The sequence below is a fragment of the Enterobacter cloacae complex sp. S3 genome, from assembly GCF_014930495.1.
In the GTDB taxonomy this organism is placed as follows: domain Bacteria; phylum Pseudomonadota; class Gammaproteobacteria; order Enterobacterales; family Enterobacteriaceae; genus Enterobacter; species Enterobacter asburiae_B.
In genome coordinates, this window is the sequence record NZ_JADBRD010000016.1 from 17,583 (window position 1) to 42,355 (window position 24,773).

At 56.9% G+C, this 24,773-nt stretch carries 24 protein-coding genes; 17 read left to right on the forward strand and 7 right to left on the reverse strand.

Features of this window, described 5'->3' with window-relative positions; all coding sequences use genetic code 11:
• Nucleotides 1-49: 49 nt before the first annotated feature.
• Together IM317_RS08690 and mdtH are read right to left on the reverse strand one after the other, a co-directional pair.
• Complete coding sequence (locus IM317_RS08690) at nt 50-610, reverse strand: lipoprotein (protein WP_023311126.1); 561 nt, start codon at nt 608-610, stop codon at nt 50-52.
• 123 nt (nt 611-733) lie between these two features.
• Complete coding sequence (gene mdtH, locus IM317_RS08695) at nt 734-1,942, reverse strand: multidrug efflux MFS transporter MdtH (protein ID WP_033145199.1); 1,209 nt, start codon at nt 1,940-1,942, stop codon at nt 734-736.
• A gap of 236 nt (nt 1,943-2,178) precedes the next feature.
• On the opposite strand from mdtH, the gene rimJ reads away from it, so the two are divergent.
• From rimJ to murJ, 4 genes are all read left to right on the forward strand, one after another.
• Nucleotides 2,179-2,763 (forward strand): ribosomal protein S5-alanine N-acetyltransferase, encoded by a 585-nt coding sequence (gene rimJ / locus IM317_RS08700; RefSeq protein ID WP_008500822.1) that lies wholly within the window; start codon nt 2,179-2,181, stop codon nt 2,761-2,763.
• A 9-nt stretch (nt 2,764-2,772) separates the two neighbouring features.
• The gene (locus IM317_RS08705; RefSeq protein WP_033145200.1) at nt 2,773-3,429 is read left to right on the forward strand and encodes a YceH family protein; all 657 of its coding nucleotides are present in this window, start codon (nt 2,773-2,775) and stop codon (nt 3,427-3,429) included.
• 2 nt (nt 3,430-3,431) lie between these two features.
• Entirely contained in the window at nt 3,432-4,355 is a 924-nt protein-coding gene (locus IM317_RS08710) for a Gfo/Idh/MocA family protein (RefSeq protein ID WP_033145201.1), read from the forward strand.
• A 129-nt stretch (nt 4,356-4,484) separates the two neighbouring features.
• Nucleotides 4,485-6,020 carry a murein biosynthesis integral membrane protein MurJ gene (murJ, locus tag IM317_RS08715; RefSeq protein ID WP_033145202.1) on the forward strand — a complete coding sequence of 512 codons (1,536 nt, stop codon included), beginning with the start codon at nt 4,485-4,487 and terminating at the stop codon, nt 6,018-6,020.
• A 59-nt stretch (nt 6,021-6,079) separates the two neighbouring features.
• Here murJ and flgN read toward each other — a convergent pair whose 3' ends face one another.
• The 3 genes from flgN to flgA form a co-directional block, all read right to left on the reverse strand.
• Complete coding sequence (gene flgN, locus IM317_RS08720; protein WP_008500818.1) at nt 6,080-6,505, reverse strand: flagella biosynthesis chaperone FlgN; 426 nt, start codon at nt 6,503-6,505, stop codon at nt 6,080-6,082.
• A 4-nt stretch (nt 6,506-6,509) separates the two neighbouring features.
• On the reverse strand, nt 6,510-6,803 hold the full coding sequence (gene flgM / locus IM317_RS08725) for a flagellar biosynthesis anti-sigma factor FlgM (RefSeq protein WP_023311133.1): 294 nt from the start codon (nt 6,801-6,803) through the stop codon (nt 6,510-6,512).
• Nucleotides 6,804-6,896: 93 nt separating this feature from the next.
• A complete protein-coding gene (gene flgA / locus IM317_RS08730) occupies nt 6,897-7,556 on the reverse strand; it encodes a flagellar basal body P-ring formation chaperone FlgA (protein WP_023311134.1) in 660 nt (219 codons plus the stop codon).
• Between the two features lie 157 nt (nt 7,557-7,713).
• Here flgA and flgB point away from each other — a divergent pair, with 157 nt between their 5' ends.
• From flgB to flgL, 11 genes are all read left to right on the forward strand, one after another.
• On the forward strand, nt 7,714-8,130 hold the full coding sequence (gene flgB / locus IM317_RS08735) for a flagellar basal body rod protein FlgB (RefSeq protein WP_023311135.1): 417 nt from the start codon (nt 7,714-7,716) through the stop codon (nt 8,128-8,130).
• Nucleotides 8,131-8,133: 3 nt separating this feature from the next.
• A complete protein-coding gene (gene flgC, locus IM317_RS08740; RefSeq protein WP_008500814.1) occupies nt 8,134-8,538 on the forward strand; it encodes a flagellar basal body rod protein FlgC in 405 nt (134 codons plus the stop codon).
• 11 nt (nt 8,539-8,549) lie between these two features.
• Entirely contained in the window at nt 8,550-9,260 is a 711-nt protein-coding gene (gene flgD, locus IM317_RS08745) for a flagellar hook assembly protein FlgD (protein WP_033145203.1), read from the forward strand.
• Nucleotides 9,261-9,286: 26 nt separating this feature from the next.
• Nucleotides 9,287-10,537: a flagellar hook protein FlgE gene (gene flgE / locus IM317_RS08750; RefSeq protein ID WP_033145204.1), complete on the forward strand. Its 1,251-nt coding sequence runs from the start codon at nt 9,287-9,289 to the stop codon at nt 10,535-10,537.
• Nucleotides 10,538-10,557: 20 nt separating this feature from the next.
• Nucleotides 10,558-11,313, forward strand: a complete 756-nt coding sequence (locus tag IM317_RS08755) for a flagellar basal body rod protein FlgF (RefSeq protein WP_033145205.1) — start codon at nt 10,558-10,560, stop codon at nt 11,311-11,313.
• Between the two features lie 11 nt (nt 11,314-11,324).
• Nucleotides 11,325-12,107 carry a flagellar basal-body rod protein FlgG gene (gene flgG / locus IM317_RS08760; protein WP_008500810.1) on the forward strand — a complete coding sequence of 261 codons (783 nt, stop codon included), beginning with the start codon at nt 11,325-11,327 and terminating at the stop codon, nt 12,105-12,107.
• Between the two features lie 57 nt (nt 12,108-12,164).
• Nucleotides 12,165-12,863 (forward strand): flagellar basal body L-ring protein FlgH, encoded by a 699-nt coding sequence (flgH, locus tag IM317_RS08765; protein WP_024909015.1) that lies wholly within the window; start codon nt 12,165-12,167, stop codon nt 12,861-12,863.
• 12 nt (nt 12,864-12,875) lie between these two features.
• Complete coding sequence (locus IM317_RS08770; protein WP_029740346.1) at nt 12,876-13,973, forward strand: flagellar basal body P-ring protein FlgI; 1,098 nt, start codon at nt 12,876-12,878, stop codon at nt 13,971-13,973.
• Nucleotides 13,973-14,926, forward strand: a complete 954-nt coding sequence (gene flgJ, locus IM317_RS08775) for a flagellar assembly peptidoglycan hydrolase FlgJ (RefSeq protein ID WP_033145206.1) — start codon at nt 13,973-13,975, stop codon at nt 14,924-14,926. The genes IM317_RS08770 and flgJ overlap by 1 nt, the downstream gene beginning before the upstream one ends.
• A 75-nt stretch (nt 14,927-15,001) precedes the next feature.
• Entirely contained in the window at nt 15,002-16,642 is a 1,641-nt protein-coding gene (gene flgK, locus IM317_RS08780) for a flagellar hook-associated protein FlgK (protein ID WP_033145207.1), read from the forward strand.
• A gap of 14 nt (nt 16,643-16,656) precedes the next feature.
• Entirely contained in the window at nt 16,657-17,610 is a 954-nt protein-coding gene (flgL, locus tag IM317_RS08785) for a flagellar hook-associated protein FlgL (RefSeq protein WP_033145208.1), read from the forward strand.
• Nucleotides 17,611-17,685: 75 nt separating this feature from the next.
• On the opposite strand, the gene IM317_RS08790 is transcribed toward flgL, so the two are convergent.
• A complete protein-coding gene (locus IM317_RS08790) occupies nt 17,686-18,900 on the reverse strand; it encodes an MFS transporter (RefSeq protein WP_033145209.1) in 1,215 nt (404 codons plus the stop codon).
• Between the two features lie 145 nt (nt 18,901-19,045).
• On the opposite strand from IM317_RS08790, the gene IM317_RS08795 reads away from it, so the two are divergent.
• Nucleotides 19,046-19,948, forward strand: a complete 903-nt coding sequence (locus IM317_RS08795) for a LysR family transcriptional regulator (RefSeq protein WP_072196675.1) — start codon at nt 19,046-19,048, stop codon at nt 19,946-19,948.
• Between the two features lie 41 nt (nt 19,949-19,989).
• Here IM317_RS08795 and rne read toward each other — a convergent pair whose 3' ends face one another.
• Nucleotides 19,990-23,124 (reverse strand): ribonuclease E, encoded by a 3,135-nt coding sequence (gene rne / locus IM317_RS08800; RefSeq protein ID WP_033145211.1) that lies wholly within the window; start codon nt 23,122-23,124, stop codon nt 19,990-19,992.
• Between the two features lie 572 nt (nt 23,125-23,696).
• On the opposite strand from rne, the gene rluC reads away from it, so the two are divergent.
• Nucleotides 23,697-24,644 (forward strand): 23S rRNA pseudouridine(955/2504/2580) synthase RluC, encoded by a 948-nt coding sequence (gene rluC, locus IM317_RS08805; protein WP_024909023.1) that lies wholly within the window; start codon nt 23,697-23,699, stop codon nt 24,642-24,644.
• The last annotated feature ends 129 nt before the right edge of the window (nt 24,645-24,773 follow it).

Sequence of the window (24,773 nt, forward strand, 5' to 3'; positions counted from 1 at the left end):
CGTTTGCACACTTTTCCGTAAAAAAAAGGGCGCCGCAGCGCCCTTCAGGTTAATCGGTGAAAGGAATGATAATTTCACCCGGTTTCACCTCAATGCCTTTTGCATATTTTTTCGCCAGAGCTTCACCCTTGCTTTTGTCTTCGCTTAAGACGTACGCGGGCTGCTGGTTAAAGTAATTTCGCAGCGACTGGTTCAGATAGGGCATCAGGGTTTGCAGAACCGGTGCCATCTTGTCCGGCGACACCTGCGCATCGACGACTTCCATCTCCTGCAGGAAAATTGCCCCTTTCTCTTTGTTGAAAACGGGCAGGGCCTTCAGCTTGAGCTTGATGTTGGCCTTCTGATTGCCAAAGAGGGATGACATATCGAGATCCGCATCACCGGCCAGGGTAACTTTGTTTGGCTCTTCACGTCCGATCTGGCTGGTCAGGTTCGTCAGGACGATATGCGCGTCCGCCAGTCCTGGCACGCCAATGTCTTTAGAGAAATTGTTATGTTTTTCCAGCGCCTGATTAATTTCCTGTTCACTGACGGTATATTGCGTGAGCTGGTTACAGCCAACCAGCAGGCCGCTGACTACTAATGCCGCGGCAAAGACAATTTTCTTCATAGTGTTCCTCAACGAAAAATCGGCGCTTCTGTCCTGTTACGCCAGTATGTCAGTGTGAATTGGCAGAAACCAGCAGAAAAAACTGAGAAGTGGGGCGGGAGGGACTCCCGCCCGAGGGAAAGGCTACGCGCCAGGCTCGAGCATACCGCTCGCGCTGCGTTTCGGGCTGAACTGCCACCACAGAGCAAGGAGCGTCATAAAACCCACCGCGCCGAGCATCATCCACGGGAGTTCGGGCTGGTTAAACGCTTTGCCGGCATCAAACAACCAGCCGCCACCCGCGTAACCTAATGCGCCGCCAAGCGCCAGCCCCAGCCGGCTGAACCCCATATAGCTGCCGCGCGCACGCGCATCCGCAAGCGAGGCGCTCAGCGTTTCACGGGCAGGTTCGGCGATGATCGAGCCAATATAGAACGTGCAAATCAGCGTAAACAGCTGCTGGAGAGAGTTCACCAGGCCGATCGGCATCATGCTCAGCGTCATCAGGAACAGACCGGCCATCAGGCGATGCTCCAGACGAAAACGCCGTTCGCTCCAGCGGGCAATCGGATAAAGCAGCGTTAACGACAGGCAGGCTTCGATGGCGTACATCCATTTAACGGCTGCAGGGGTCCCCGCGATGTCGTTAACCATGATCGGCAGCATCAGCATGACCTGCACAGCCAGCATGTAGTATCCCGTCAGGGTCAACACATAGGTGACAAAACGCCTGTCGCGCAGGACGCGGCCAAGCCCTTCCCGGACCGGCGCTTTGACCGTCGACAGTTTCCAGGCGGGCAGGAACAGGCCATTGAACAGCGCGCACAGAATAAAGAGCACCGCCCCAGCGGCGCAGACCAGACGGAAGTCATACTGCAGCAGCCAGCTTCCCAACAGGGCGCCGATAACCGCCCCTGCACTGTCCTGCATCATCAGAATCGAGAAGAAACGGCCGCGGTGCTGGGGGCGAATAAGCTTTACCACTAGCGCGGTGCGTGGCGGATCGAACAGCGTGCCGCCGATACCGGAGAGGAAACAGGAGAACCAGAGCAGCCAGGGCTCCTGGGCGACCGCCATCGTGGCAAAGCCTGCCGCGCGCAGCAGCATACCGGTAACGATCATCGGTTTAGCGCCGAAGCGGTCAGCGATGGCCCCGCCAAAGACGCCCAGGCCCTGCTGGACAAACTGGCGTAGCCCCAGGGCAATGCCAACCATTAATGCCGCCCAGCCCATCTGATCGACAAAGCGGATCGATATCAGCGGAAAAACGACAAAAAAGCCGAGCACGACCAGCATGTTATCGACGAGCAGGAAATATTTACCCAGGCTCCTGGCCTGTGATACGCGGGACATTTTCCCTCCAGGGAAAATAAGAAGGTGAGCACGCTAACATTCTGCGGTGTCGCCGCGTTTTTTCCCACCCCCGGGGGTGACAATATTTTTTTATCAAAAGGGTGCTTTGATAGAGAGTTCTCATCGAAAAATGTGAAAAGAGGTGAAAATGGTATGTCACTGTTTTCACAGACGGCGCAGGCGCAGGTATAGTAAAGCTAATGGGTCAGCAGAAGTGACGGGAAGGAGTGGTATCGATGTTTGGCTATCGCAGCAATGTGCCAAAAGTGCGTCTGACAACGGACAGGCTGGTCGTTCGTCTGGTGCATGAGCGTGATGCCTGGCGTCTGGCGGATTATTACGCCGAGAATCGCCAGTTTTTAAAACCCTGGGAACCCGTTCGGGATGAGAGCCATTGTTACCCTTCCGGCTGGCAGGCGCGCCTCAGCATGATTACGGAATTTCACAAGCAGGGCAGCGCGTTCTATTTTGCGCTGCTGGATCCCGAAGAGAAAGAGATTATCGGGATCGCTAATTTTTCAAACGTGGTGCGCGGGTCGTTTCACGCCTGCTACCTTGGCTACTCCATCGGCCAGAAATGGCAGGGGCAGGGGCTGATGTACGAGGCGTTAACGGTGGCGATCCGCTATATGCAACGCACGCAGCATATCCATCGCATCATGGCGAACTATATGCCGCATAATCAGCGCAGCGGCAATTTGCTGGCCCGCTTAGGGTTCGAGAAAGAGGGTTACGCCAAAGACTATCTGCTGATAGACGGAGAGTGGCGCGACCACGTTCTGACGGCGTTAACCACCCGGGACTGGACCGCAGGTCGTTAAGGAGAAAAGATGAAGTATCAGCTAAACGGTACAGAAGCGCGCGTGATTGGGTGCTTACTCGAAAAGCAGGTTACCACGCCGGAGCAGTATCCGCTCTCCGTCAACGCCGTGACCATGGCCTGCAACCAGAAGACCAACCGCGAGCCGGTGATGAACCTCAGCGAGCATGAGGTTCAGGACGTGCTGGATGCGCTGGTAAAACGCCACTACCTGCGCACCGTCAGCGGCTTCGGCAACCGCGTGACCAAATACGAACAGCGCTTCTGTAACTCCGAATTCGGCGACCTGAAGCTGAGCAGTGCGGAAGTGGCGGTCATCACCACGCTGTTGCTGCGCGGGGCGCAGACGCCGGGAGAGCTGCGCACGCGCGCTTCCCGTATGCATGAGTTCAGCGATATGCAGGAAGTTGAGCAGACCCTGGAAGGGCTGGCCTCACGTGAAGACGGCCCATACGTGGTGCGACTGGCGCGCGAGCCGGGCAAACGTGAAAGCCGCTATATGCATCTGTTCAGCGGCGACGTCGATGTCGCTACCGCTACCGTGGAGAGCGACGCGGGATCCTCAGCAAGTAATGACACTCTTGCCGCGCGCGTAGAAGCGCTGGAAGACGAGGTCGCCGGGCTGAAACAGCGCCTGGATGCGTTGCTGGCACATCTGGGAGACTGACGGTGAAAAAATTACGCGTAGGCGTGGTGGGGCTCGGCGGCATCGCGCAAAAAGCCTGGCTGCCTGTTTTAGGTGCAGCAACGGACTGGACCCTGCAAGGGGCATGGTCACCCACTCGAGAAAAGGCAGAACGTATCTGCGAAACCTGGCGCATTCCGTATGCTGCCTCCCTGCAGGATCTGGCCCGCGAGTGTGATGCGGTCTTTGTGCATACCTCAACGGCAACCCACTATCAGGTGGTAAGCGAGCTGCTCAATGCGGGGGTTCACGTCTGCGTGGATAAGCCGCTGGCGGAAAATGTTCAGGATGCCGAACGGCTGATTGAGCTGGCCGCGCGCAAAAAACTGACGCTGATGGTGGGTTTCAACCGCCGCTTTGCGCCGCTTTACCAGCAGCTGAAGGCGCAGTCGGACACGCTCGCCTCGCTGCGGATGGATAAGCACCGCACCGACAGCATTGGGCCAAACGATCTGCGCTTCACCCTTCTGGATGATTATCTGCACGTTGTGGATACGGCGCTGTGGCTGAGCAACGGCCATGCGCAGCTGAAGAGCGGTACCCTGTTAACGAATGACCAGGGGCAGATGGTCTACGCGGAGCACCACTTTGCCGTTGAGCATCTTCAGATTACCACCAGCATGCACCGTCGTGCGGGAAGTCAGCGTGAATCCGTGCAGGCGGTGACCGAGGGCGCGCTGTACGACATTACGGACATGCGCGAGTGGCGGGAAGAGAAGGGCAACGGCGTGGTGACGCTCCCGGCGCCAGGCTGGCAGAGCACCCTCGAGCAGCGCGGTTTCGCAGGATGCGCCCGTCACTTTATCACCTGCGTGCAAAATCAGACGGTTCCTGAAACGTCCGGCGAGCAGGCCATTATGGCGCAGCGCATTGTGGAAAGGCTCTGGCGCGATGCCATGAGCGAATAACTCGCTGTAACATCTGCGGATAGTAATTCGTTGAAATCCGGTTAGACTAAGCGCCGCTTGTTGGCTTTGCCGGGTGGCGCTTACGCTAACCCGGTCTACAAATCCGTATGGTTCTGGAAATTCACGTTAATGAACTTATTAAAATCGCTGGCGGCCGTCAGCTCGATGACCATGTTTTCCCGCGTGCTGGGTTTTGCGCGCGACGCCATTGTGGCAAGGGTATTTGGTGCAGGGATGGCCACGGACGCCTTTTTCGTCGCGTTCAAATTGCCGAACCTGCTGCGTCGTATTTTTGCTGAAGGGGCGTTTTCCCAGGCATTCGTGCCTATACTCGCGGAATATAAAAGCAAGCAGGGTGAAGACGCGACGCGCGTCTTTGTTTCTTATGTCTCCGGGCTGCTGACGCTGGCTTTGGCGGTGGTGACCGTTCTCGGGATGCTGGCCGCGCCGTGGGTGATTATGGTGACCGCGCCCGGTTTTGCCGATACGGCTGACAAATTTGCGCTGACCTCGCAGCTGCTGCGCATTACTTTCCCCTATATTCTGCTCATCTCGCTGGCCTCGCTGGTGGGGGCGATCCTGAACACCTGGAACCGCTTCTCTGTCCCGGCGTTTGCGCCAACGTTTCTCAACGTCAGCATGATCGGTTTTGCCCTGTTCGCCGCGCCGCACTTCAACCCGCCGGTGCTGGCGCTGGCCTGGGCGGTTACCGTCGGCGGCGTGCTGCAGCTGGCGTACCAGCTGCCGCATCTGAAAAAAATCGGCATGCTGGTGCTGCCGCGCATCAATCTTAAAGATGCCGGGGCGATGCGCGTGATCAAGCAGATGGGGCCCGCCATTCTCGGCGTCTCCGTCAGCCAGATCTCGCTTATCATCAACACCATCTTTGCCTCTTTCCTCGTGTCCGGCTCGGTATCCTGGATGTACTACGCCGACCGTCTGATGGAGTTCCCGTCCGGGGTGCTGGGTGTGGCGCTGGGGACCATCCTGCTGCCGTCGCTGTCGAAAAGTTTTGCCAGCGGAAACCATGATGAATATTGCCGCCTGATGGACTGGGGTTTACGTCTCTGCTTCCTGCTGGCCCTGCCAAGCGCGGTAGCGCTGGGTATTCTGGCCAAACCGCTGACGGTGTCGCTCTTTCAGTACGGGAAATTCACCGCCTTTGATGCCGCCATGACCCAGCGCGCGCTGATTGCCTACTCGGTCGGCTTGATGGGGCTGATCGTCGTCAAGGTGCTGGCGCCCGGGTTCTACTCGCGTCAGGACATCAAAACGCCGGTGAAAATTGCCATCGTGACGCTGATTATGACCCAGCTGATGAACCTGGCGTTTATTGGTCCGCTGAAGCATGCCGGCCTGTCGCTGTCTATTGGTCTGGCGGCCTGTCTGAATGCCGGGCTGTTGTACTGGCAGCTGCGCAAGCAGGATATTTTCACGCCGCAGCCGGGGTGGGGAAGTTTCCTGGCACGTCTGATCGTTGCGGTACTGGTGATGTCAGCCGCGCTGCTCGGCATGATGTACGTGATGCCGGAGTGGTCCGTCGGCACCATGCCTTATCGTCTGATGCGGCTGATGGCCGTGGTAGGCGTCGGGGTGGTGGCTTACTTTGCCACGCTCGCGGTGTTGGGATTCAAAGTGAAAGAGTTTGCCCGCCGTACGGCATAAACGCCAAAAGGGGAGTTCACCTTATGGTGCTCCCCGCTGCATGATTTGTCGCACAGGCGTCAAATCGAAATCTTTTTAACTCCCGCAATACGTGCAGTCGCTGTTTGACCATCCGCACCGTACAGTCCGGTTTCTTTATGCGGTTTCAATACCTCAAGCGCCTGCTGATTACGTTCAATCTGACCTTCCAGTAGCCAGCCGTTGTGCTGGTTAAGGTCGCGCAGGTGCTGGGTTTTTTCGGTAATGGTTTGCCAGCGCTCAATAATATCGTCATTGGCGCTACGCTTAGGATCCTGCTCAGCGCGGCGCTGCTGCTCCAGATAATCCAGCGTCGCCAGTAGCGAACTCTTATCTTCAGTAATACGCTGCAGCGCGCTGCCGTTGATGTGACCGGAAGAGAGATGCTGCTGTTCAGCGTCCATTACCGTTTTCAGGTCGTTAAGAACAACCGTCATTTGATCCAGTATTTCTGACAGTCGACTCATACGGTTAGTTACTCTGTAAGAAACTCTGTGCTTCCTGAATCAGGGCGTCAGCGATTTTGCTGGTGTCCATTTTCAGCTCACCGTTACGAATAGCCGTTTTCAGCGCTTCAACACGTTCCATATTGATATCGTTGCTGCCTGGCTGCATCAGTTTTGCCTGTGCGTCGCTCAGGGTCACGCTGGTGCTGTTGGACGTTGACGGTTTTTCCAGACGCGTTTTCTGCGCAGGAGCGTCATTCGTTTCGCGAGGTTGTACAGCGCTTACCGGCTTCAGGGCTGATGTACGATCAATGCTCATAGTGTTGTCCTCATCGAGGGTTCGCGGCGTTTGCGCCTGACATCATCATTAGTGGAATATTTATCGGCACGCGCCGCGAAATCTTTAAAAAGATTATAGGTTAATCAGAATATTCCCATCAGAATCGACGGTTCCGCTCACCACCTGGCCTGAGGACATTCTGACGCGGGCGTTTTGCGCCACCGCGGCATTGTTTAACGCTTTCCCTTCACTGTTGATGCTAAAGCCATCTCCGTTGGCCACCACCATCACCTGTTGACCTGCTTTTACCCGCCATGACTGACGCAGCATTGAGAGCTGTATCGGCTGGCCGGGTGCGACATCGCGCAGGCTGACGGCGTCCTGTGCCTGGTTCATTTCCAGCATGGTGCGTGGAGGCAGCTGGTCCAGACGGCCGCGCTTTAACGTCACGCTGTTCGTCTGCAGCACGCTGCCGCGCGCAATGGGCACGGCGGCGACAACATAATTGCCCGTCGCCTGAACTGCAACCTGTAAATAGCGTTTTTCGTTCGCGCAGCGTGCCAGCACGTTCACATTTCCCCACAGCCGGGTGGTTCCCGTCACGCTGAATGACGGTTGGTCACAGGTCGGGTACAGATTCGGTGGGGTGCGCACGGTAACGTTAACCTCATCGCTAAAGCCCGCCAGCTTTTCAGCAAAAAAAGCCGTCAGCCGATCCTGTAAGCCTTCAGCCTGCACCAGAGGGCTAAACAGCAAGAAAGTTGCCACCAGGCCACGTTTTAACGTTTGCATCGCAAGTTCCACCGTTTCCAGAGTTGAATGAATTCTACCTGCAGTGGTTTTGCATCAACGCAATAAATAGCGACGCATTTTGCGCTTATTCCGTCGATAGGGGAGACCGGGTGAGATTTAAGCTGTGAACTGAAATTTTGCCATCAGCGGAGGAGACATGCTCGATAAACTCGACGCCGCGTTACGTTTTCAGCAGGAAGCGCTCAATTTACGCGCCCAGCGGCAGGAGATTTTAGCCGCCAACATCGCTAACGCCGATACCCCAGGGTTTCAGGCGCGCGATATTGATTTTTCCAGTGAACTCAAAAAGGTGATGGAGCGTGGACGTGCCGAAGGAACGGGTGTTGCACTTGCCATGACATCCTCTCGCCATATTCCTGCTCAGGCGATGACCGCGCCAGCGACCGATTTACTTTACCGCATTCCCGATCAGCCCTCACTCGACGGTAACACCGTGGATATGGACCGGGAGCGTACCCAGTTTGCCGATAACAGTCTGAAATACCAGACGGGCCTGACCGTACTCGGCGGACAAATCAAAGGCATGATGAACGTCCTGCAGGGGGGGAACTGATAGATGGCCTTGTTGAATATTTTTGATATTGCCGGTTCGGCGTTAACCGCGCAGTCCAAACGCCTGAACGTGGCTGCCAGTAACCTGGCGAACGCCGACAGCGTAACCGGACCAGACGGCCAGCCTTATCGCGCCAAACAGGTTGTCTTTCAGGTCGATGCTGCGCCGGGCGCGGCGACGGGCGGCGTGAAGGTGTCTGATGTGGTAGAGAGCCAGGCGCCGGACAGACTGGTGTATGAGCCGGGTAACCCGCTCGCGGATGCCAGCGGATACGTGAAAATGCCAAACGTGGATGTGGTGGGTGAGATGGTGAACTCCATGTCGGCTTCCCGCAGCTACCAGGCCAACGTTGAAGTGCTGAATACCGTGAAGAGCATGATGCTCAAAACGCTCACTCTCGGCCAGTAAAGGAGACATGCATGTCCATCGCCGTAAATGTGAATGATCCTACGAACTCGGGTGTTAATAACACGAAGAGTACGACGGGTTCTAACTCCCTCACCGGGAGCAATGCCTCCGATCTTCAGGGCAGCTTTCTGACGCTGCTGGTGGCGCAGCTTAAGAACCAGGATCCCACCAACCCAATGCAGAACAACGAACTGACCACGCAGCTTGCGCAGATCAGCACCGTGAGCGGCATTGAGAAACTCAACACCACCCTCGGCTCCGTCTCCGGGCAGATCAACAGTGCCCAGTCTCTGCAGGCGGCAAGCCTGATTGGCCACGGGGTGATGATCCCGGGAACCACGATTCTGGCGGGCACCAGCACCACTGAAGGCAACAGCACAACGACCACCACGCCGTTTGGCGTTGAGCTCCAGCAGGCGGCTGAGAAGGTCACTGCAACGATCATGGATGCCAATAACGTGGTGGTTCGCACCATTGATATCGGTGAGCTGAAGGCGGGCGTTCACACCTTTACGTGGGATGGCAGCCTGACCGACGGCACTAAAGCACCAAACGGTTCTTACAAAGTAGCGATCAGCGCCAGCAACGGGACGACCCAGCTGGTGGCGCAGCCGCTGCAGTTCGCGCTGGTCCAGGGCGTGATTAAAGGAAGCGACGGCAACAAACTGGATTTGGGAACCTCTGGTTCCACCACACTCGACGAAGTTCGGCAGATTATCTAAGCCTTAACACTTATCAGGAGTAAGTCATGGCCTTTTCTCAAGCGGTCAGCGGCCTGAATGCTGCGGCCACCAACCTGGACGTCATTGGCAACAACATCGCCAACTCCGCGACCTATGGTTTTAAATCCGGTTCTGCTTCATTTGCGGACATGTTTGCCGGTTCCAAAGTCGGCCTGGGCGTGAAAGTTGCGGGCATCACTCAGGACTTTACCGACGGTACCACCACCAACACCGGTCGTGGTCTGGACGTTGCTATCAGCCAGAACGGTTTCTTCCGTATGGTCGATTCCAACGGTTCTGTGTTCTACAGCCGTAACGGCCAGTTCAAGCTGGACGAAAACCGTACGCTGATTAACATGCAGGGCATGCAGCTGACGGGCTACCCGGTAGCTGGAACGCCTCCAACCGTTCAGACCGGTGCGAACCCTCAGGCGATTACTATCCCGAATACCCTGATGGCGGCGAAATCAACCACCACCGCGACGCAGCAGATCAACCTGAACTCAACCGATCCTGTTCAAACTGCCCCGTTCGATGCGACCAACCCGGATACCTATAACAAAAAAGGGACCGTGACCGTATTCGACAGCCAGGGTAACGCCCACAACATGTACGTCTACTACGTGAAGACGGCCAACAATAAATGGGATCTTTACACTCAGGACGGCAGCGTTGCGGGTTCTACTGCAGCGAAAGCGGCGCAGATGAACTTTGATGCGAACGGTAACCTGGCGGGTGTCTACAACTACGACGCTGCGGGTGTACTGAGCGCAACGCCAAACGCCACGCCGGCCATTAACATCACCACGGGTTCTGTCAGCGGTGCGACGGCGGCGACCTTCTCCCTGAGCTTCCAGAACTCCATGCAGCAGAACACCGGTGCAAACAGCGTTGTGGCAACCAATCAGAACGGCTACAAGCCTGGCGACCTGGTGAGCTACCAGATCAACGACGATGGCACCGTGGTGGGAAGCTACTCTAACGAACAGTCTCAGGTTCTGGGCCAGATCGTGTTGGCAAACTTCGCGAACAACGAAGGCCTGAAATCTGAAGGCGACAACGTCTGGTCTGCCACTCAGTCCTCCGGCGTGGCGCTGCTGGGTACCGCAGGCACCGGTAACTTCGGCAAGCTGACTAACGGCGCGCTGGAAGCTTCCAACGTGGATATGAGTAAAGAACTGGTGAACATGATCGTCGCGCAGCGTAACTATCAGTCGAACGCGCAGACCATCAAAACCCAGGACCAGATCCTCAACACGCTGGTTAACCTGCGTTAAGCGGCTAACAGGAAAGCGCAATGGATCACGCAATATATACCGCGATGGGCGCGGCAAGTCAGACGCTCAATCAGCAGGCCGTTACCGCCAGCAACCTGGCAAACGCCTCTACGCCGGGCTTTCGCGCGCAGCTTAATGCGCTGCGCGCGGTGCCGGTTGAAGGGCTGTCCCTGCCGACCCGTACGCTGGTGACGGCATCAACCCCTGGCGCAGATATGACGCCTGGGCAGATGGACTACACCTCGCGCCCGCTGGACGTTGCCCTGCAGCAGGACGGCTGGCTGGCGGTGCAAACGGCCGACGGCAGCGAAGGCTATACCCGTAACGGCAATATCCAGGTGAGCGCGACGGGCCAGCTGACGATTCAGGGTCATCCGGTAATGGGGGAAGCGGGTCCGCTGACCGTGCCGGAAGGCTCTGAGCTGACTATCGCCGCGGACGGTACCATTTCGGCGCTGAACCCGGGCGACCCGGCCAATACCGTTGCGCCCGTCGGACGTCTGAAGCTGGTGAAAGCGGAAGCCAAAGACGTGCAGCGCGGCGACGACGGCATGTTCCGTCTGACCCAGGCGGCGCAGGCGACGCGTGGCGCCACGTTACAGGCCGATCCGAGCATCCGCGTGATGTCCGGCGTTCTGGAAGGCAGCAACGTCAAGCCGGTCGAAGCCATGACCGACATGATTGCCAGCGCCCGTCGTTTTGAAATGCAGATGAAGATCATCAGCAGCGTGGATGAAAACGCGGGCAAGGCTAACCAACTTCTGGCTATGAGTTAACAGGACTCCTTATGATCAGTTCTTTATGGATCGCGAAAACTGGCCTGGACGCCCAGCAAACCAATATGGACGTGATTGCCAACAACCTGGCAAACGTGAGCACCAATGGTTTCAAGCGTCAGCGTGCCGTTTTCGAAGATTTGCTTTATCAAACTATCCGTCAGCCGGGCGCGCAGTCTTCTGAACAGACGACGCTGCCGTCGGGCCTGCAGATCGGTACCGGTGTTCGTCCGGTGGCCACCGAGCGTCTGCACAGCCAGGGCAACCTGTCTCAGACCAACAACAGTAAAGACGTGGCAATCAAAGGCCAGGGCTTCTTCCAGGTGCAACTGCCTGACGGGACCTCTGCCTATACCCGCGACGGTTCGTTCCAGGTCGATCAGAACGGCCAGCTGGTGACGGCGGGTGGTTTCCAGGTTCAGCCTGCGATTACTATCCCGGCGAATGCCCTGAGCATCACCATCGGACGTGACGGTGTGGTCAGCGTGACCCAGCAGGGACAGGCCGCGCCGGTTCAGGTCGGGCAGCTCAACCTGACCACCTTCATGAACGATACCGGTCTGGAAAGCATTGGTGAGAACCTCTACACCGAAACGCAATCCTCCGGTACGCCGAATGAGAGCACCCCGGGCCTGAACGGCGCGGGTCTGCTGTACCAGGGTTATGTTGAAACGTCCAACGTGAACGTGGCGGAAGAGCTGGTGAATATGATCCAGGTCCAGCGCGCGTATGAAATTAACAGTAAAGCAGTGTCGACGACCGACCAGATGCTGCAGAAACTGACGCAACTCTAAGGTGTAGCCCGGTGCGGTAAACGCCGCACCGGCTCCCTGTTTTCGAAGATGAAGGCAATGCAAAAAAACGCGGCGTTTCGTTATCCGATACTGACTGTTCTGGCTGTCACCCTCAGCGGGTGTGCTTTGATCCCGTCTAAACCATTGGTCCAGGGTGCGACGACTGCCCAACCCGTTCCTGGCCCCGCGCCAGTGGTAAACGGCTCCATTTTCCAGACCGCGCAGCCGATTAATTACGGCTATCAGCCGCTGTTTGAAGATCGCCGCCCGCGTAACGTCGGCGATACATTGACCATTGTGCTGCAGGAAAACGTCAGCGCGAGCAAGAGCTCGTCGGCGAACGCCAGCCGCGATGGCAAAACCAATTTTGGCTTCGATACCGTGCCACGCTATCTCGAAGGGCTGTTCGGCAACGCGCGTGCTGATGTGAACGCGTCCGGCGGCAATACCTTTAACGGCAAAGGCGGCGCGAACGCCAGCAACACCTTCAGCGGTACGCTGACGGTCACGGTTGACCAGGTACTGGTTAACGGCAACTTGCACGTTGTGGGTGAAAAACAGATCGCCATCAACCAGGGCACTGAATTCATTCGCTTCTCGGGCGTGGTTAACCCTCGCACCATCAGCGGCACCAACACCGTTCCGTCCACCCAGGTGGCGGATGCGCGCATTGAGTACGTCGGTAACGGCTATATCAATGAAGCGCAAAATATGGGTTGGCTGCAGCGCTTCTTCCTTAATTTATCGCCGATGTAAGCGAGGTGACCCATGTTTAAATCGATCTTCGCCGTGGCGCTCGCGCTGGTGGCAACATTTGCCCAGGCTGACCGTATTCGCGACCTCACCAGCGTTCAGGGCGTTCGTGAAAACTCCCTGATTGGCTATGGCCTGGTGGTCGGTCTGGATGGTACCGGTGACCAGACGACCCAGACGCCGTTCACCACCCAAAGCCTGAACAACATGCTTTCCCAGCTCGGCATTACCGTGCCGGCGGGAACCAACATGCAGCTGAAAAACGTGGCCGCGGTAATGGTCACTGCGTCCTACCCGGCGTTTGCGCGTCAGGGGCAGACCATTGATGTGGTGGTCTCCTCAATGGGTAACGCCAAAAGCCTGCGCGGCGGTACGCTGCTGATGACTCCGCTGAAAGGCGTTGACAGCCAGGTCTATGCGCTGGCGCAGGGGAACATTCTGGTTGGCGGTGCGGGGGCATCCGCAGGCGGAAGCAGCGTGCAGGTGAACCAGCTGAACGGTGGACGTATCACCAACGGTGCGATCATTGAGCGTGAACTGCCGACCCAGTTTGGCGCGGGCAACACCATCAACCTGCAGCTTAATAATGAAGACTTCACCATGGCGCAGCAAATTGCCGATACCATCAACCGCAGCCGCGGCTACGGTAATGCAACGGCACTCGACGCGCGCACCGTGCAGATCCGCACCTCCACCGGCAGCAGCAACCAGGTGCGCATGCTGGCGGATATCCAGAATATGGAAGTGAACGTTCCGGTCCAGGATGCGAAAGTGATCATCAACTCCCGTACCGGCTCGGTGGTGATGAACCGGGAAGTGTCGCTGGACAGCTGTGCCGTGGCGCAGGGTAACCTTTCCGTGACGGTAAACCGTTCCGCGAACGTGAGCCAGCCGAATACGCCATTTGGTGGCGGTCAGACGGTGGTGACGCCGCAAACGCAGATTGATATGCGTCAGAGCGGCGGGTCGCTGCAGAGCGTTCGCTCCAGCGCCAACCTGAACAGCGTGGTGCGCGCCCTGAACGCCCTGGGCGCAACGCCGATGGATCTGATGTCCATTCTGCAATCCATGCAAAGCGCGGGCTGCCTGCGCGCCAAACTGGAAATCATCTAATGCTGACCGATAGCAAACTGTTGACCAGTGCAGCCTGGGACGCCCAGTCGCTCAACGAACTGAAAACCAAAGCAGGCAAAGACCCGGCGGCGAACATCCGCCCGGTCGCCCGCCAGGTGGAAGGGATGTTTGTACAGATGATGCTGAAAAGCATGCGTGAAACCCTGCCGAAAGACGGGATGTTCAGCAGTGATTCAACGCGTCTCTACACCAGCATGTATGACCAGCAGATTGCGCAGCAGATGACCGCCGGTAAAGGCCTCGGTCTGGCTGACATGATTGTGAAACAGACCGAAGCCGCGCAGGGCATTCAGCCTCAGGATCAGACGCAGCAGGTGCCGATGAAGTTCGACCTGGAAACGGTGACCAGTTATCAGAACCAGGCTCTGACGCAAATGGTGCGTAAAGCGATGCCAAAAGCCACGGGCAGCGGCGATGAGCCGCTCTCCGGTGACAGCAAAGACTTCCTGGCGCAGCTTTCTCTGCCCGCGCGCCTTGCCAGCGAACAGAGCGGCGTGCCGCATCACCTGATTCTGGCACAGGCCGCGCTGGAGTCGGGCTGGGGCCAGCGTCAGATCCGCAAGGAAAACGGCGATCCGAGCTTCAACATCTTCGGCGTGAAGGCCACCTCCAGCTGGAAGGGGCCAACAACGGAGATCACGACCACCGAATACGAGAACGGTGCGGCGGTGAAGGTCAAAGCAAAATTCCGCGTCTACAGCTCCTATCTGGAAGCATTGTCCGACTACGTTGGCCTGCTGAGCCGCAATCCGCGTTATACCGCCGTTACGCAGGCGGCGACGGCGGAGCAGGGCGCTCAGGCCTTACAAAACGCGGGCTACGCGACTGACCCGAACTATGCGCGCAAGCTCACCAGCATGATCCAGCAGCTGAAATCCATGGGCGAGAAGGTCAGCAAAGCCTATAGCACAGATATTGAAAATCTGTTCTGAAAGTTCTCAAGTCCCGGTGGAGGTTGCCGATAACCTTCATCAGGACTCGTGTCTGAACGTATAAAAGGAACCCCCATGTCCAGTTTGATTAACAGCGCCATGAGTGGCCTCAGTGCCGCGCAGTCGGCACTCAATACCGTCAGTAATAATATTTCAAGCTATAACGTGGCAGGTTACACCCGCCAGACCACGGTGCTGGGTGCATCTAACAGCACGCTGACTGGCGGTGGCTGGGTAGGTAACGGGGTTTATGTCTCCGGTGTCCAGCGTGAGTATGACGCCTTCATCACCAACCAGCTGCGCGCCGCGCAGACGCAGAGCAGCGGTCTGACGACGCGCTATCAGCAGATGTCAAAAATTGACGATGTGCTCTCCGATACCACCAACTCGCTCTCCACCACCCTGCAGGACTTCTTCAAAAGCCTGCAAACCCTGGTGAGCAACGCGGAAGACCCGGCAGCACGTCAGACGGTGCTGGGTAAAGCGGGCGGTCTGGTCAATCAGTTCAAAACCAACGATCAGTATCTGCGTGACCAGGATACGCAGGTCAATACCGCGATTGGGACCAGCGTGTCTCAGATCAACAACTATGCCAAACAGATTGCGAACCTGAACGATCAGATTTCCCGTCTGACCGGCGTCGGTGCGGGCGCATCGCCTAACGATCTGCTCGACCAGCGCGATCAGCTCGTGACTGAACTGAACAAAATCGTGGGCGTGGAAGTCTCCGTGCAGGATAGCGGCACGTTTAATATCTCTCTCGGCAACGGTTACAGCCTGGTGCAGGGCAGCAAAGCCAGCCAGCTGGCGGCTGTGAAGTCCAGCGCCGATCCGGCTCGTACGACTATCGCCTACGTCGATGACGTGGCGGGTAATATTGAGATCCCCGAGAAATTTATCACCACCGGTTCTTTAGGCGGTTTACTGACATTTCGTGCTGAAGATCTGGATAAAGCCCGTAACAGCCTGAACCAGATGGCGCTGGCCTTTGCCGACGCGATGAACACGCAGCATGAAGCCGGTTTTGATGCGAACGGTGATGCGGGCGGTAAGCTGTTCAACTTCGGTTCTCCGGCGGTCCTGTCCAACAGCAAGAACGGCGGCTCTGCCGTTGTTACGGCTTCTGTGGCGGACAGCAAACAGGTCCAGGCGACAGACTATAAGCTGCAGTTTAACGGCACTGACTGGACGGTCACCCGTACGTCAGACAAAACCAGCTTTACGATGAGCCCGGATGCCAGCGGCAATCTGTCGTTTGATGGCCTTAACGTCAACGTGAGCGGCACGGCAAATACCAAAGACAGCTTTACCGTGAAGCCTGTTTCCAACGTCATCATGAACATGGATCTCGCGATCAGCGACGAGTCCAAACTGGCGATGGCATCGGTGCAGAACGGCGGCGAAAGTGACAACCGTAACGGCCAGAAACTGCTCGATCTGCAAAACGGCAAAGTGGTGGGTGGAAATAAAACCTTCAACGATGCGTATGCCTCTCTCGTCAGTACCGTCGGTAGCTCAACGGCGTCACTGAAGGTGAGCAGCCAGACGAAAGCCAACGTGGAAACGCAGTTAATCAAGCAGCAGCAGACCATCTCTGGGGTAAACCTCGACGAAGAGTATGGCAATTTGCAGCGTTATCAGCAGTATTACCTGGCCAATGCCCAGGTTCTACAAACTGCCAGTACGCTCTTCGATGCAATTATCAACATTCGTTAAGGTTGAGGTGAACAATGCGTATTAGCACCCAGATGATGTACGAGCAGAACATGCGTGGGATCACCGATTCCCAGAGCAGATGGCTGAGCTACGGTGAGCAGATGTCCACCGGCAAGCGCGTCAATCGTCCTTCGGACGATCCTATCGCCGCGTCGCAGGCCATCGTTCTGTCACAGTCTCAGTCGCAAAACAGCCAGTTTGCGCTCGCGCGTACCTTTGCAACGCAGAAGGTCTCGCTGGAAGATAACGTGTTAACCCAGGTCAACACTGCGATCTCAAGCGTGCGCGAGAAGCTCGTTTATGCGTCAAACGGCACATTAAGCGATGACGACCGTCTTTCTCTGGCAACCGATATTCAGGGGATCCGCGATCAGCTGATGAACCTGGCCAACACGACGGATGGTAATGGTCGCTTTATCTTTGCGGGATACAAAACCGAGAGCGCACCGTTTGATGCCGCGACCGGGGATTACAACGGCGGCGCTGAGGCCATCACGCAGCAGGTTGATACGGCGCGAAATATGACCATCAGCCATACCGGACAGCAAATTTTCGAAAGCATTACCAGTAATGCGGAACAGCTGCCGGGCGGTGGATATGGCCAGACCAACATGTTCAAAATCCTGGATTCTGCTATTGCCTCGCTGAAGACACCGATTGAGAACGATCCGGCTGCCGCAACGGCGCAAAGCCAGGTGATTGCCAATGCGCAAATCGGCATCAAAAACTCCCAGAACAATGTCCTGACGGTCGTTGCGGATGTGGGAACCAAGATGAACGAGCTGGAAAAACTCGACACGCTGGGCGATGACCGTGCGCTGGGTCAGACCAAGCAGATGAGTGACCTGGTGGATGTTGACTGGAACGAAGCGATTTCCTCTTACACCATGCAGCAGGCGGCCTTGCAGGCGTCTTATAAAGCGTTTAGCGATATGCAGGGCATGTCTCTGTTCCAGCTGAACAAATAACATCTTGACCTCTTGGAACATGTCTTGAAACTGGGCATGTTTTACTGCCCAATCCGTCTGGATTGGGCATTTTTTTTATGCAACTTCTGCTGATGCGGAGGTGACTCTTGCGCTTTCTATCAGACGGATTGCCAGCGCAATGACGCCACAGACCGTCGCCAGCGCGACCACGCCCGTCCAGCCGGCCAGCGAGTAGATATTGCTGCCTAACGCGGAACCCAGTGCCATCCCGATAAAGACCACCGTAAAGAGCAGGGCGTTGAGACGACCGCGCGCCTGCGGTTCAAGACTGTATACCAGGTTCTGGTGAGCGACCAGGCTGGACTGCAGACCCAGGTCGAACCCGACGGCGGAGATGGCGATCAGAATCAGCTGTCCATGAACGCCCAGCGCGGGCATCAGGAACATCAGGGCGAATGAGACGGTCACAAGAACGGCACCAATCTGCGTGACTTTTCCTGCGCCCAGTTTGTCTGCCAGACCCCCTGCCAGCGGGGCAGCTAACGCACCGGCGGCACCTGCAATACCAAATCCTCCCGCTACAGCGCTACCCAGGTGATAGCGTTCCAGCAGCATGACCGCAAGCGTAGACCAGAAGGCGCTAAAGGCAATCGACAGGAAGCCCTGAGCCAGCGCCGCACGGCGCAGCGCCGGATAGCGACGCCACAGATGCTCCATTGAGCGCATCAGCGCGGGGTAGCTCAGCGTGGAGTGAATGGCAAAACGGGGAAGCACAAACCACATCATCACCCCGACGAACGCAATGCTCGCCGCCGCCAGCTGGTACATGACGCGCCAGCCAAACGCTTCGCCCACCACGCCGCTCACGGTTCTTGATAATAAGATACCCATCAGCAGCCCGGTCATTACCGTACCCACGGTTTTCCCCTGTTTACCTTCCGGCGCAAGGATGGCTGCGGCAGGGACAATATCCTGTGCCATGGTGGCGGCCATGCCGATGAGCAGGCTGGCCAGTAGCAGAGAGTGTATCTGCCCGGTCAGGCTACAGCCGAGAAGAAACAGCGCCAGCGCCGCACTTTTTATCAGGATTAACGTCCTGCGGTCGTGGCGATCGCCGAGCGGGAGCAGGAACAGGATCCCCAGGGCATATCCCGCCTGGGTGAGCGTCGGAACCATGCCCATTCCTTCGATACTCAGGTGAAGGTCTGCGCCCATCAGCGGCAGCAGAGGCTGGGCATAATAGATAGATGCCACGCTGAAACCTGCACCGATCGCCAGCATTAAGATTACCCAGCGGCTCACGGCATGGGCGGCGGTTGTTGTGTTCATAAGATGTTCCTCATTCGTCGTGTGAGGCTATTTTTTATCAGTACGCCTTGCGACGGTAGCGGGCCCGGTGGTAAAACGCTTATACGTTGAACGTATAAGTGCAAATGCGATGAAAAGAGCTGAGCGTATAGACAGGGTGGAGCTAATGCGGACGTTTGTTCGTATTGTGGAGGCGGGATCCCTCTCTGCGGCGGCACGGCAGCTGGCTACTACCCAGGCCACGGTAAGCAGACGGTTACAGTCGCTTGAGACCATGCTGGGCGTGCGCCTGATATTGCGCACCACCCACACGACGCGGCTGACGGATGACGGCGAGCGCTGCTATCAGCACGCCCGTCGGGTGATTGACAGCTGGCTGGCGCTGGAAGATGAGGTGGGGCAGACGGAAGATGAGCCGGTAGGCGTGCTGCGGGTGCGCGCTCCGCACGCGTTTGGTCAGGATCAGCTTCTGAAACCCGTAACCGAGTTTTTGCAACGCTATCCCCAGCTTTCGATTGAGTGGATGCTCAACGATCGGTCAGCGGACTTCCTCGGCGACAACCTTGACTGTGCGATTCGGGTGGGCGTGGAAGTCGATCCGGCGACCGTGTCCGTGCTGCTGGCCGAAGTGCCGCGCTCGGTGGTGGCTTCACCGGCACTGCTGGCCCGTTTCCCGTCGGTTACCACGCCGGAGGATTTGCAGCAGTTTCCCTGGATAGCGATCAGCTCATTCTACCAGCGCCACGTGGAGCTTTTTCACGATGCATCACCCGCCACCGCGCGGATTGCTATTACGCCACGGCTGAGCACCGACAGCCTGTATGTCGCACGTAACACGGCGCTCACCGGGCTTGGCGTGGCGGTGGTATCCAGCTGGACGGTACAGGATGATATTCGGGAAGGTCGGCTGGTGCATTTGCTGCCAGAGTGGCAGCCAGCGGCGTTACCGGTGCATCTGGTTTACCCCTGGTCCCGCTATTATCCGGCACGCTTGCGGCGTTTTCTGGAGTTGATGCGCCAGGTCATGCCGGAGGTCACCGGGATGAGAAAGCCCGTGCAGCAGCCATAAAAAAAGCCGACCATAAGGTCGGCTTTTTACTTTCAGCGTCGTTATTCGACAGACTGCGGACGCGTTGCCGGTGCAGTTGCCTGATGCGTTGCACTGTGGCCGCCTGCAGCGCCTTTACCGTCGAAGCTGAATGCCGGGCGTACCCAGTCGCTGTGACGCGGGGCTTCCGGCACGTAATCCGGTGCCGGGGCGCGCGTCATTGGTGCTGTCGCCACGTGGGCTGCGGCTGGTGCAGAAACAACCGGCTCAGGTTTCACCTCAGGCGCTTTCGCTTCTTCGACAACCGGTTCAACCTGAATCTCAACGTCCTGAACGACTTCTTCAGTGGTGGTTTCAACGAGGGTTTCTGCGGTGTCTTCCACTGCGGCTACAGGTTCAGCCTCTTCAGCGACTTCCTCAGCCACCACGGCATCTTCTTCGGCGATAAGCTGCGGTGCGGCATCAACCGGCGCGGCAATCACTTCTGGATGGGTGGTTTCAACTTCCACTGCGTGAGGTGCTTCAGCTTCAACAACCTCAGGTTCAACAACCTCAGGTTCAACCACGGTTGCCGCTTCAGTCACGACAGCTTCTACCGCGGCTGCTGGTGCAATCACCTCTTCGGTTACAGGCTGTTCTTCAACAACCTGCTCCGGGCGAGCAACCGGGTAGCGGATCCAGACTTTGCCGGAGGCCATTTCTGGTGAAGCACAGGCAATGGTCAGCGGCATTGGCGACTGAGTCGGGTAACGCTCGTCACGATAGCGACGACGGCGCTGGCCGCTGACGCGCAGATGACGTGGAGAACGACGTGAACGGCGCGGCATACCGGCGTTATCACGGTTTTCACCGTTATCATCCTGCTCAACGTTGTTTTCAACGACCGCTGGCAGGTCAACTTTTGCCACTTGTGTACCGGTTGCGATCTCGCTGGTTTCAACCGCGATAGCGCCTGACTCTTCGGTTGCTTCAGAGGCGAAGCGAACTTTCTGAGAAAGCTGGCGCTGCTTACGACGCGGCATTACCTGAGTGCGTTCTTCCTGCTCGCCGTCCTGCTGTTCAACAGGCTCTTCACGGTTCAGGTTTTTGACTTCCTGCTGTGCCTGACGCTTCTCGTCGTTACGGCGACGGCTGCGTTCACGGCGCGGCTGCTGGTCGTCACGCTGTTTGCTCTTCTCAGACTCATCGCCCGCTTGCTGGCGAATTTCACGATCTTCAACATTCGTCTGTTGTTTCTCGCGACGATTGCGACGGTTGTCTTCGCGTTGCTCACGGCCTTCGCTATTCTCAGAGCGGTTGTCACGGTTATCACGACGCTCGCTGCGGTCATTGCGCTCGCTGCGGTCATTACGATCGCGGCGGTTGTTCTGACGCTTACGGCGATCCTGCTGACGCTCTGGCTTGGCTGCTTTTGGCTCTTCTTTCGGCTGCTCTGGCTGAACTTCTTCTTCAGCAAACATCTTCTTCAGCGCGCCAAAGAAGCGGCTCAGCAGACCCGGTTGCGCCGGCTGGGCTTTTGCTACCGCGGCTTCTGGTTTCTGCGCTGCAGGTTTGGCCGCAGGTTTTTCCAGGGCAGCTTCCGGTGGCGCTTCAGGCATGATGAAGGTCGCTAATGCAGGCTGCTCTGGCAGTTTGCGCTCGGCTGGCTCTTCATCGGAAGGCAGGGACATCTCTTCTTCATGCAGCTTCGGCAGCAGGTAGCTGAGGGTGGTCGTCTCTTCGCCCTTACGCACGCGCAGCACGTGATAGTGTGGGGTCTGCATCTGGTCGTTTGGCACGATGATGCAGCGAACGCCACCCTGACGCGCTTCAATCGCACTTACCGCTGCACGTTTTTCGTTAAGCAGGTAAGAGGCAACGGGCACCGGCACAATAGCGTGAACCTCTTTGGTGTTCTCTTTCAGCGCTTCTTCTTCAATCAGACGCAGAATGGAGAGGGACAGAGATTCGTTATCACGCACGGTACCGGTGCCGGAGCAGCGCGGACAAACGTGATGGCTGGACTCGCCGAGAGACGGGCTCAGACGCTGACGGGACATCTCCAGCAGGCCAAAGCGTGAGATATGGCTAATCTGGATACGCGCCCTGTCCTGACGCACCGCTTCGCGCAGACGGTTTTCAACCGCACGCTGGTGGCGTACCGGGGTCATGTCGATGAAGTCGATAACAATCAGACCACCCAGGTCGCGCAGGCGGAGCTGGCGGGCGATTTCATCAGCGGCTTCGAGGTTAGTGTTGTAGGCAGTCTCTTCGATATCGCCACCGCGCGTTGCACGTGCGGAGTTGATGTCGATAGCGGTCAGCGCTTCAGTGGTATCGATAACGATAGAACCGCCGGATGGCAGACGCACTTCACGCTGGAAGGCGGACTCAATCTGGGATTCGATCTGATAGTGGCTGAACAGCGGGATTTCACCGGTGTACAGTTTAATTTTGCTGGTGAAATCCGGACGACCCAGCGCGGCGATGTGCTGGCGCGCCAGCTCAAGCACTTTCGGGTTATCGATCAGAATCTCACCGATGTCCTGACGCAGATAATCACGGAAGGCACGCACAATAACGTTGCTTTCCTGGTGGATCAGGAACGGAGCAGGGCGGCTTTCGGCTGCTTTCTGAATGGCTTCCCAGTGCTTCAGACGGAAGCTCAGGTCCCACTGCAGCGCTTCGGCTGATTTGCCAACGCCAGCGGTACGCACAATAAGCCCCATGCCATCAGGCAGTTCGAGGCTTGCCAGCGCTTCTTTCAGCTCGGTACGGTCATCACCTTCGATACGGCGAGAGATGCCACCCGCACGCGGGTTGTTAGGCATCAGCACCAGATAGCTCCCTGCCAGGCTGATAAAGGTGGTCAGTGCGGCACCTTTGTTGCCACGCTCTTCTTTATCAATCTGAACGATAACTTCCTGACCTTCACGCAGAACATCTTTGATGTTTGGGCGGCCATGGGCGTTGTAGTTTGCGGGGAAATATTCGCGGGCGATTTCTTTCAGAGGGAGGAAACCATGACGCTCAGCACCGTAATCGACAAATGCAGCTTCAAGGCTTGGTTCAATGCGGGTGATTTTACCTTTGTAAATGTTCGCTTTTTTCTGTTCGTGTCCAGGACTTTCGATATCCAGATCGTACAGGCGCTGCCCATCCACAAGGGCGACACGCAACTCTTCTTGCTGAGTTGCGTTGATTAACATTCTTTTCATCGTAACTTACTCGTTATTCTTACATTGACGACAAAGCTGCGGGCAAGGTGACGCTTTCCGGGGTATGAACCGATGGCCTCGTGTCTGTTCACGTCGCCAACCTCACGGTTGTCGCTCGCTTAAGAGGCGCAGAGTGTCGGTTGCCTGTATTTCATACGGAAACACAGCGCAATTATCAGGGGAATTGCCTGGGTAGAACTCTCCAGAGAACAATCCTTATACCGGGAAGTACTGCAACCCGCAGCCCGCTAACTGCCTGAAAGATCAATACGTCTTACGCCATTGCTGCGTGGATGATCGGTCAGACAAAATTGGTCATTCCGTCAACATCCTTACTTAACCAGGATTTAACACGGAAAACAGCCTCATTATTCCACTGCTCGCCGGGTTATAGCAAGATGACTTTTACCAATTATCACCCGGTTACTCACAGTTTCTTCACTTCAGAATGGCGATTGGTTTAATAACCACCAAATCGGTTGCGCGAAACCGGGAGCTGGCCGGATAAAAGTAAATATAAGCATAGAAAAATGAGTGGCGCTAATGGCTGACGATATTTAGAATCGCCAACCATGAAAACAGAGACTCCAGCCGTAAAAATGGTTGCCATCGCCGAAGATGACGCGGGGCAACGTATCGATAACTTTTTGCGCACCCAGTTGAAAGGTGTACCAAAGAGCATGATTTACCGCATCCTGCGCAAGGGCGAGGTGCGGGTGAACAAAAAACGCGTGAAGCCTGAGTACAAACTCGAGGCGGGCGATGAAGTGCGTATTCCGCCGGTGCGCGTTGCGGAACGTGAAGAAGAGACCGTTTCACCGAAGCTACAGAAAGTGGCGGCCCTGAGCGATGTGATCCTGTACGAAGATGACCACATTCTGGTGCTCAATAAACCGTCAGGAACGGCTGTTCATGGCGGCAGCGGTCTGAGCTTCGGCGTGATTGAAGGGCTGCGTGCCCTGCGCCCGGAAGCGCGCTTCCTTGAACTGGTGCACCGTCTTGACCGTGATACCTCTGGCGTACTGCTGGTGGCGAAAAAGCGTTCTGCGCTGCGTTCGCTGCATGAACAGCTGCGTGAAAAAGGGATGCAGAAAGACTACCTGGCGCTGGTGCGCGGTCAGTGGCAGTCCCATGTAAAAGTGGTGCAGGCGCCGCTGCTGAAGAACATTCTGCAAAGCGGCGAACGTATTGTCCGCGTGAGCCAGGAAGGAAAACCGTCTGAGACGCGCTTTAAGGTTGAAGAGCGCTATGAGTTTGCCACGCTGGTGCGCTGCAGTCCGGTGACCGGTCGTACCCACCAGATCCGCGTGCATACGCAGTTCGCAGGGCACCCCATCGCCTTTGATGACCGCTATGGCGACCGCGAGTTTGATAAGCAGCTGGCGGGGACGGGGCTGTCGCGTCTGTTCCTGCATGCGGCAGCGCTGAAGTTTACCCATCCTAATACGGGAGAAGTCATCCGTATTGAAGCGCCGCTGGATGAGCAGTTGAAACGCTGTCTTAAGGTTCTGCGCGGCTAAGGTAAACGTAAAACGGCAACGAATGTTGTCGTTTTTAATGTTTGCTCCCTCTCCCTGTGGGAGAGGGCCGGGGTGAGGGCATCAGGCCGCAGTTTAGTAGGCCCATGCAAGCGAAGCGCCGCTGGGCAA

Excerpts from the sequence above, each read along its gene's own strand:
- IM317_RS08690 (WP_023311126.1), bottom strand. The coding sequence starts at position 610 with ATGAAGAAAATTGTCTTTGCCGCGGCATTAGTAGTCAGCGGCCTGCTG.
- mdtH (WP_033145199.1), bottom strand. The coding sequence starts at position 1,942 with ATGTCCCGCGTATCACAGGCCAGGAGCCTGGGTAAATATTTCCTGCTC.
- rimJ (WP_008500822.1), top strand. The coding sequence starts at position 2,179 with ATGTTTGGCTATCGCAGCAATGTGCCAAAAGTGCGTCTGACAACGGAC.
- IM317_RS08705 (WP_033145200.1), top strand. The coding sequence starts at position 2,773 with ATGAAGTATCAGCTAAACGGTACAGAAGCGCGCGTGATTGGGTGCTTA.
- murJ (WP_033145202.1), top strand. The coding sequence starts at position 4,485 with ATGAACTTATTAAAATCGCTGGCGGCCGTCAGCTCGATGACCATGTTT.
- flgN (WP_008500818.1), bottom strand. The coding sequence starts at position 6,505 with ATGAGTCGACTGTCAGAAATACTGGATCAAATGACGGTTGTTCTTAAC.
- flgM (WP_023311133.1), bottom strand. The coding sequence starts at position 6,803 with ATGAGCATTGATCGTACATCAGCCCTGAAGCCGGTAAGCGCTGTACAA.
- flgA (WP_023311134.1), bottom strand. The coding sequence starts at position 7,556 with ATGCAAACGTTAAAACGTGGCCTGGTGGCAACTTTCTTGCTGTTTAGC.
- flgB (WP_023311135.1), top strand. The coding sequence starts at position 7,714 with ATGCTCGATAAACTCGACGCCGCGTTACGTTTTCAGCAGGAAGCGCTC.
- flgC (WP_008500814.1), top strand. The coding sequence starts at position 8,134 with ATGGCCTTGTTGAATATTTTTGATATTGCCGGTTCGGCGTTAACCGCG.
- flgD (WP_033145203.1), top strand. The coding sequence starts at position 8,550 with ATGTCCATCGCCGTAAATGTGAATGATCCTACGAACTCGGGTGTTAAT.
- flgE (WP_033145204.1), top strand. The coding sequence starts at position 9,287 with ATGGCCTTTTCTCAAGCGGTCAGCGGCCTGAATGCTGCGGCCACCAAC.
- IM317_RS08755 (WP_033145205.1), top strand. The coding sequence starts at position 10,558 with ATGGATCACGCAATATATACCGCGATGGGCGCGGCAAGTCAGACGCTC.
- flgG (WP_008500810.1), top strand. The coding sequence starts at position 11,325 with ATGATCAGTTCTTTATGGATCGCGAAAACTGGCCTGGACGCCCAGCAA.
- flgH (WP_024909015.1), top strand. The coding sequence starts at position 12,165 with ATGCAAAAAAACGCGGCGTTTCGTTATCCGATACTGACTGTTCTGGCT.
- IM317_RS08770 (WP_029740346.1), top strand. The coding sequence starts at position 12,876 with ATGTTTAAATCGATCTTCGCCGTGGCGCTCGCGCTGGTGGCAACATTT.
- flgJ (WP_033145206.1), top strand. The coding sequence starts at position 13,973 with ATGCTGACCGATAGCAAACTGTTGACCAGTGCAGCCTGGGACGCCCAG.
- flgK (WP_033145207.1), top strand. The coding sequence starts at position 15,002 with ATGTCCAGTTTGATTAACAGCGCCATGAGTGGCCTCAGTGCCGCGCAG.
- flgL (WP_033145208.1), top strand. The coding sequence starts at position 16,657 with ATGCGTATTAGCACCCAGATGATGTACGAGCAGAACATGCGTGGGATC.
- IM317_RS08790 (WP_033145209.1), bottom strand. The coding sequence starts at position 18,900 with ATGAACACAACAACCGCCGCCCATGCCGTGAGCCGCTGGGTAATCTTA.
- IM317_RS08795 (WP_072196675.1), top strand. The coding sequence starts at position 19,046 with ATGCGGACGTTTGTTCGTATTGTGGAGGCGGGATCCCTCTCTGCGGCG.
- rne (WP_033145211.1), bottom strand. The coding sequence starts at position 23,124 with ATGAAAAGAATGTTAATCAACGCAACTCAGCAAGAAGAGTTGCGTGTC.
- rluC (WP_024909023.1), top strand. The coding sequence starts at position 23,697 with ATGAAAACAGAGACTCCAGCCGTAAAAATGGTTGCCATCGCCGAAGAT.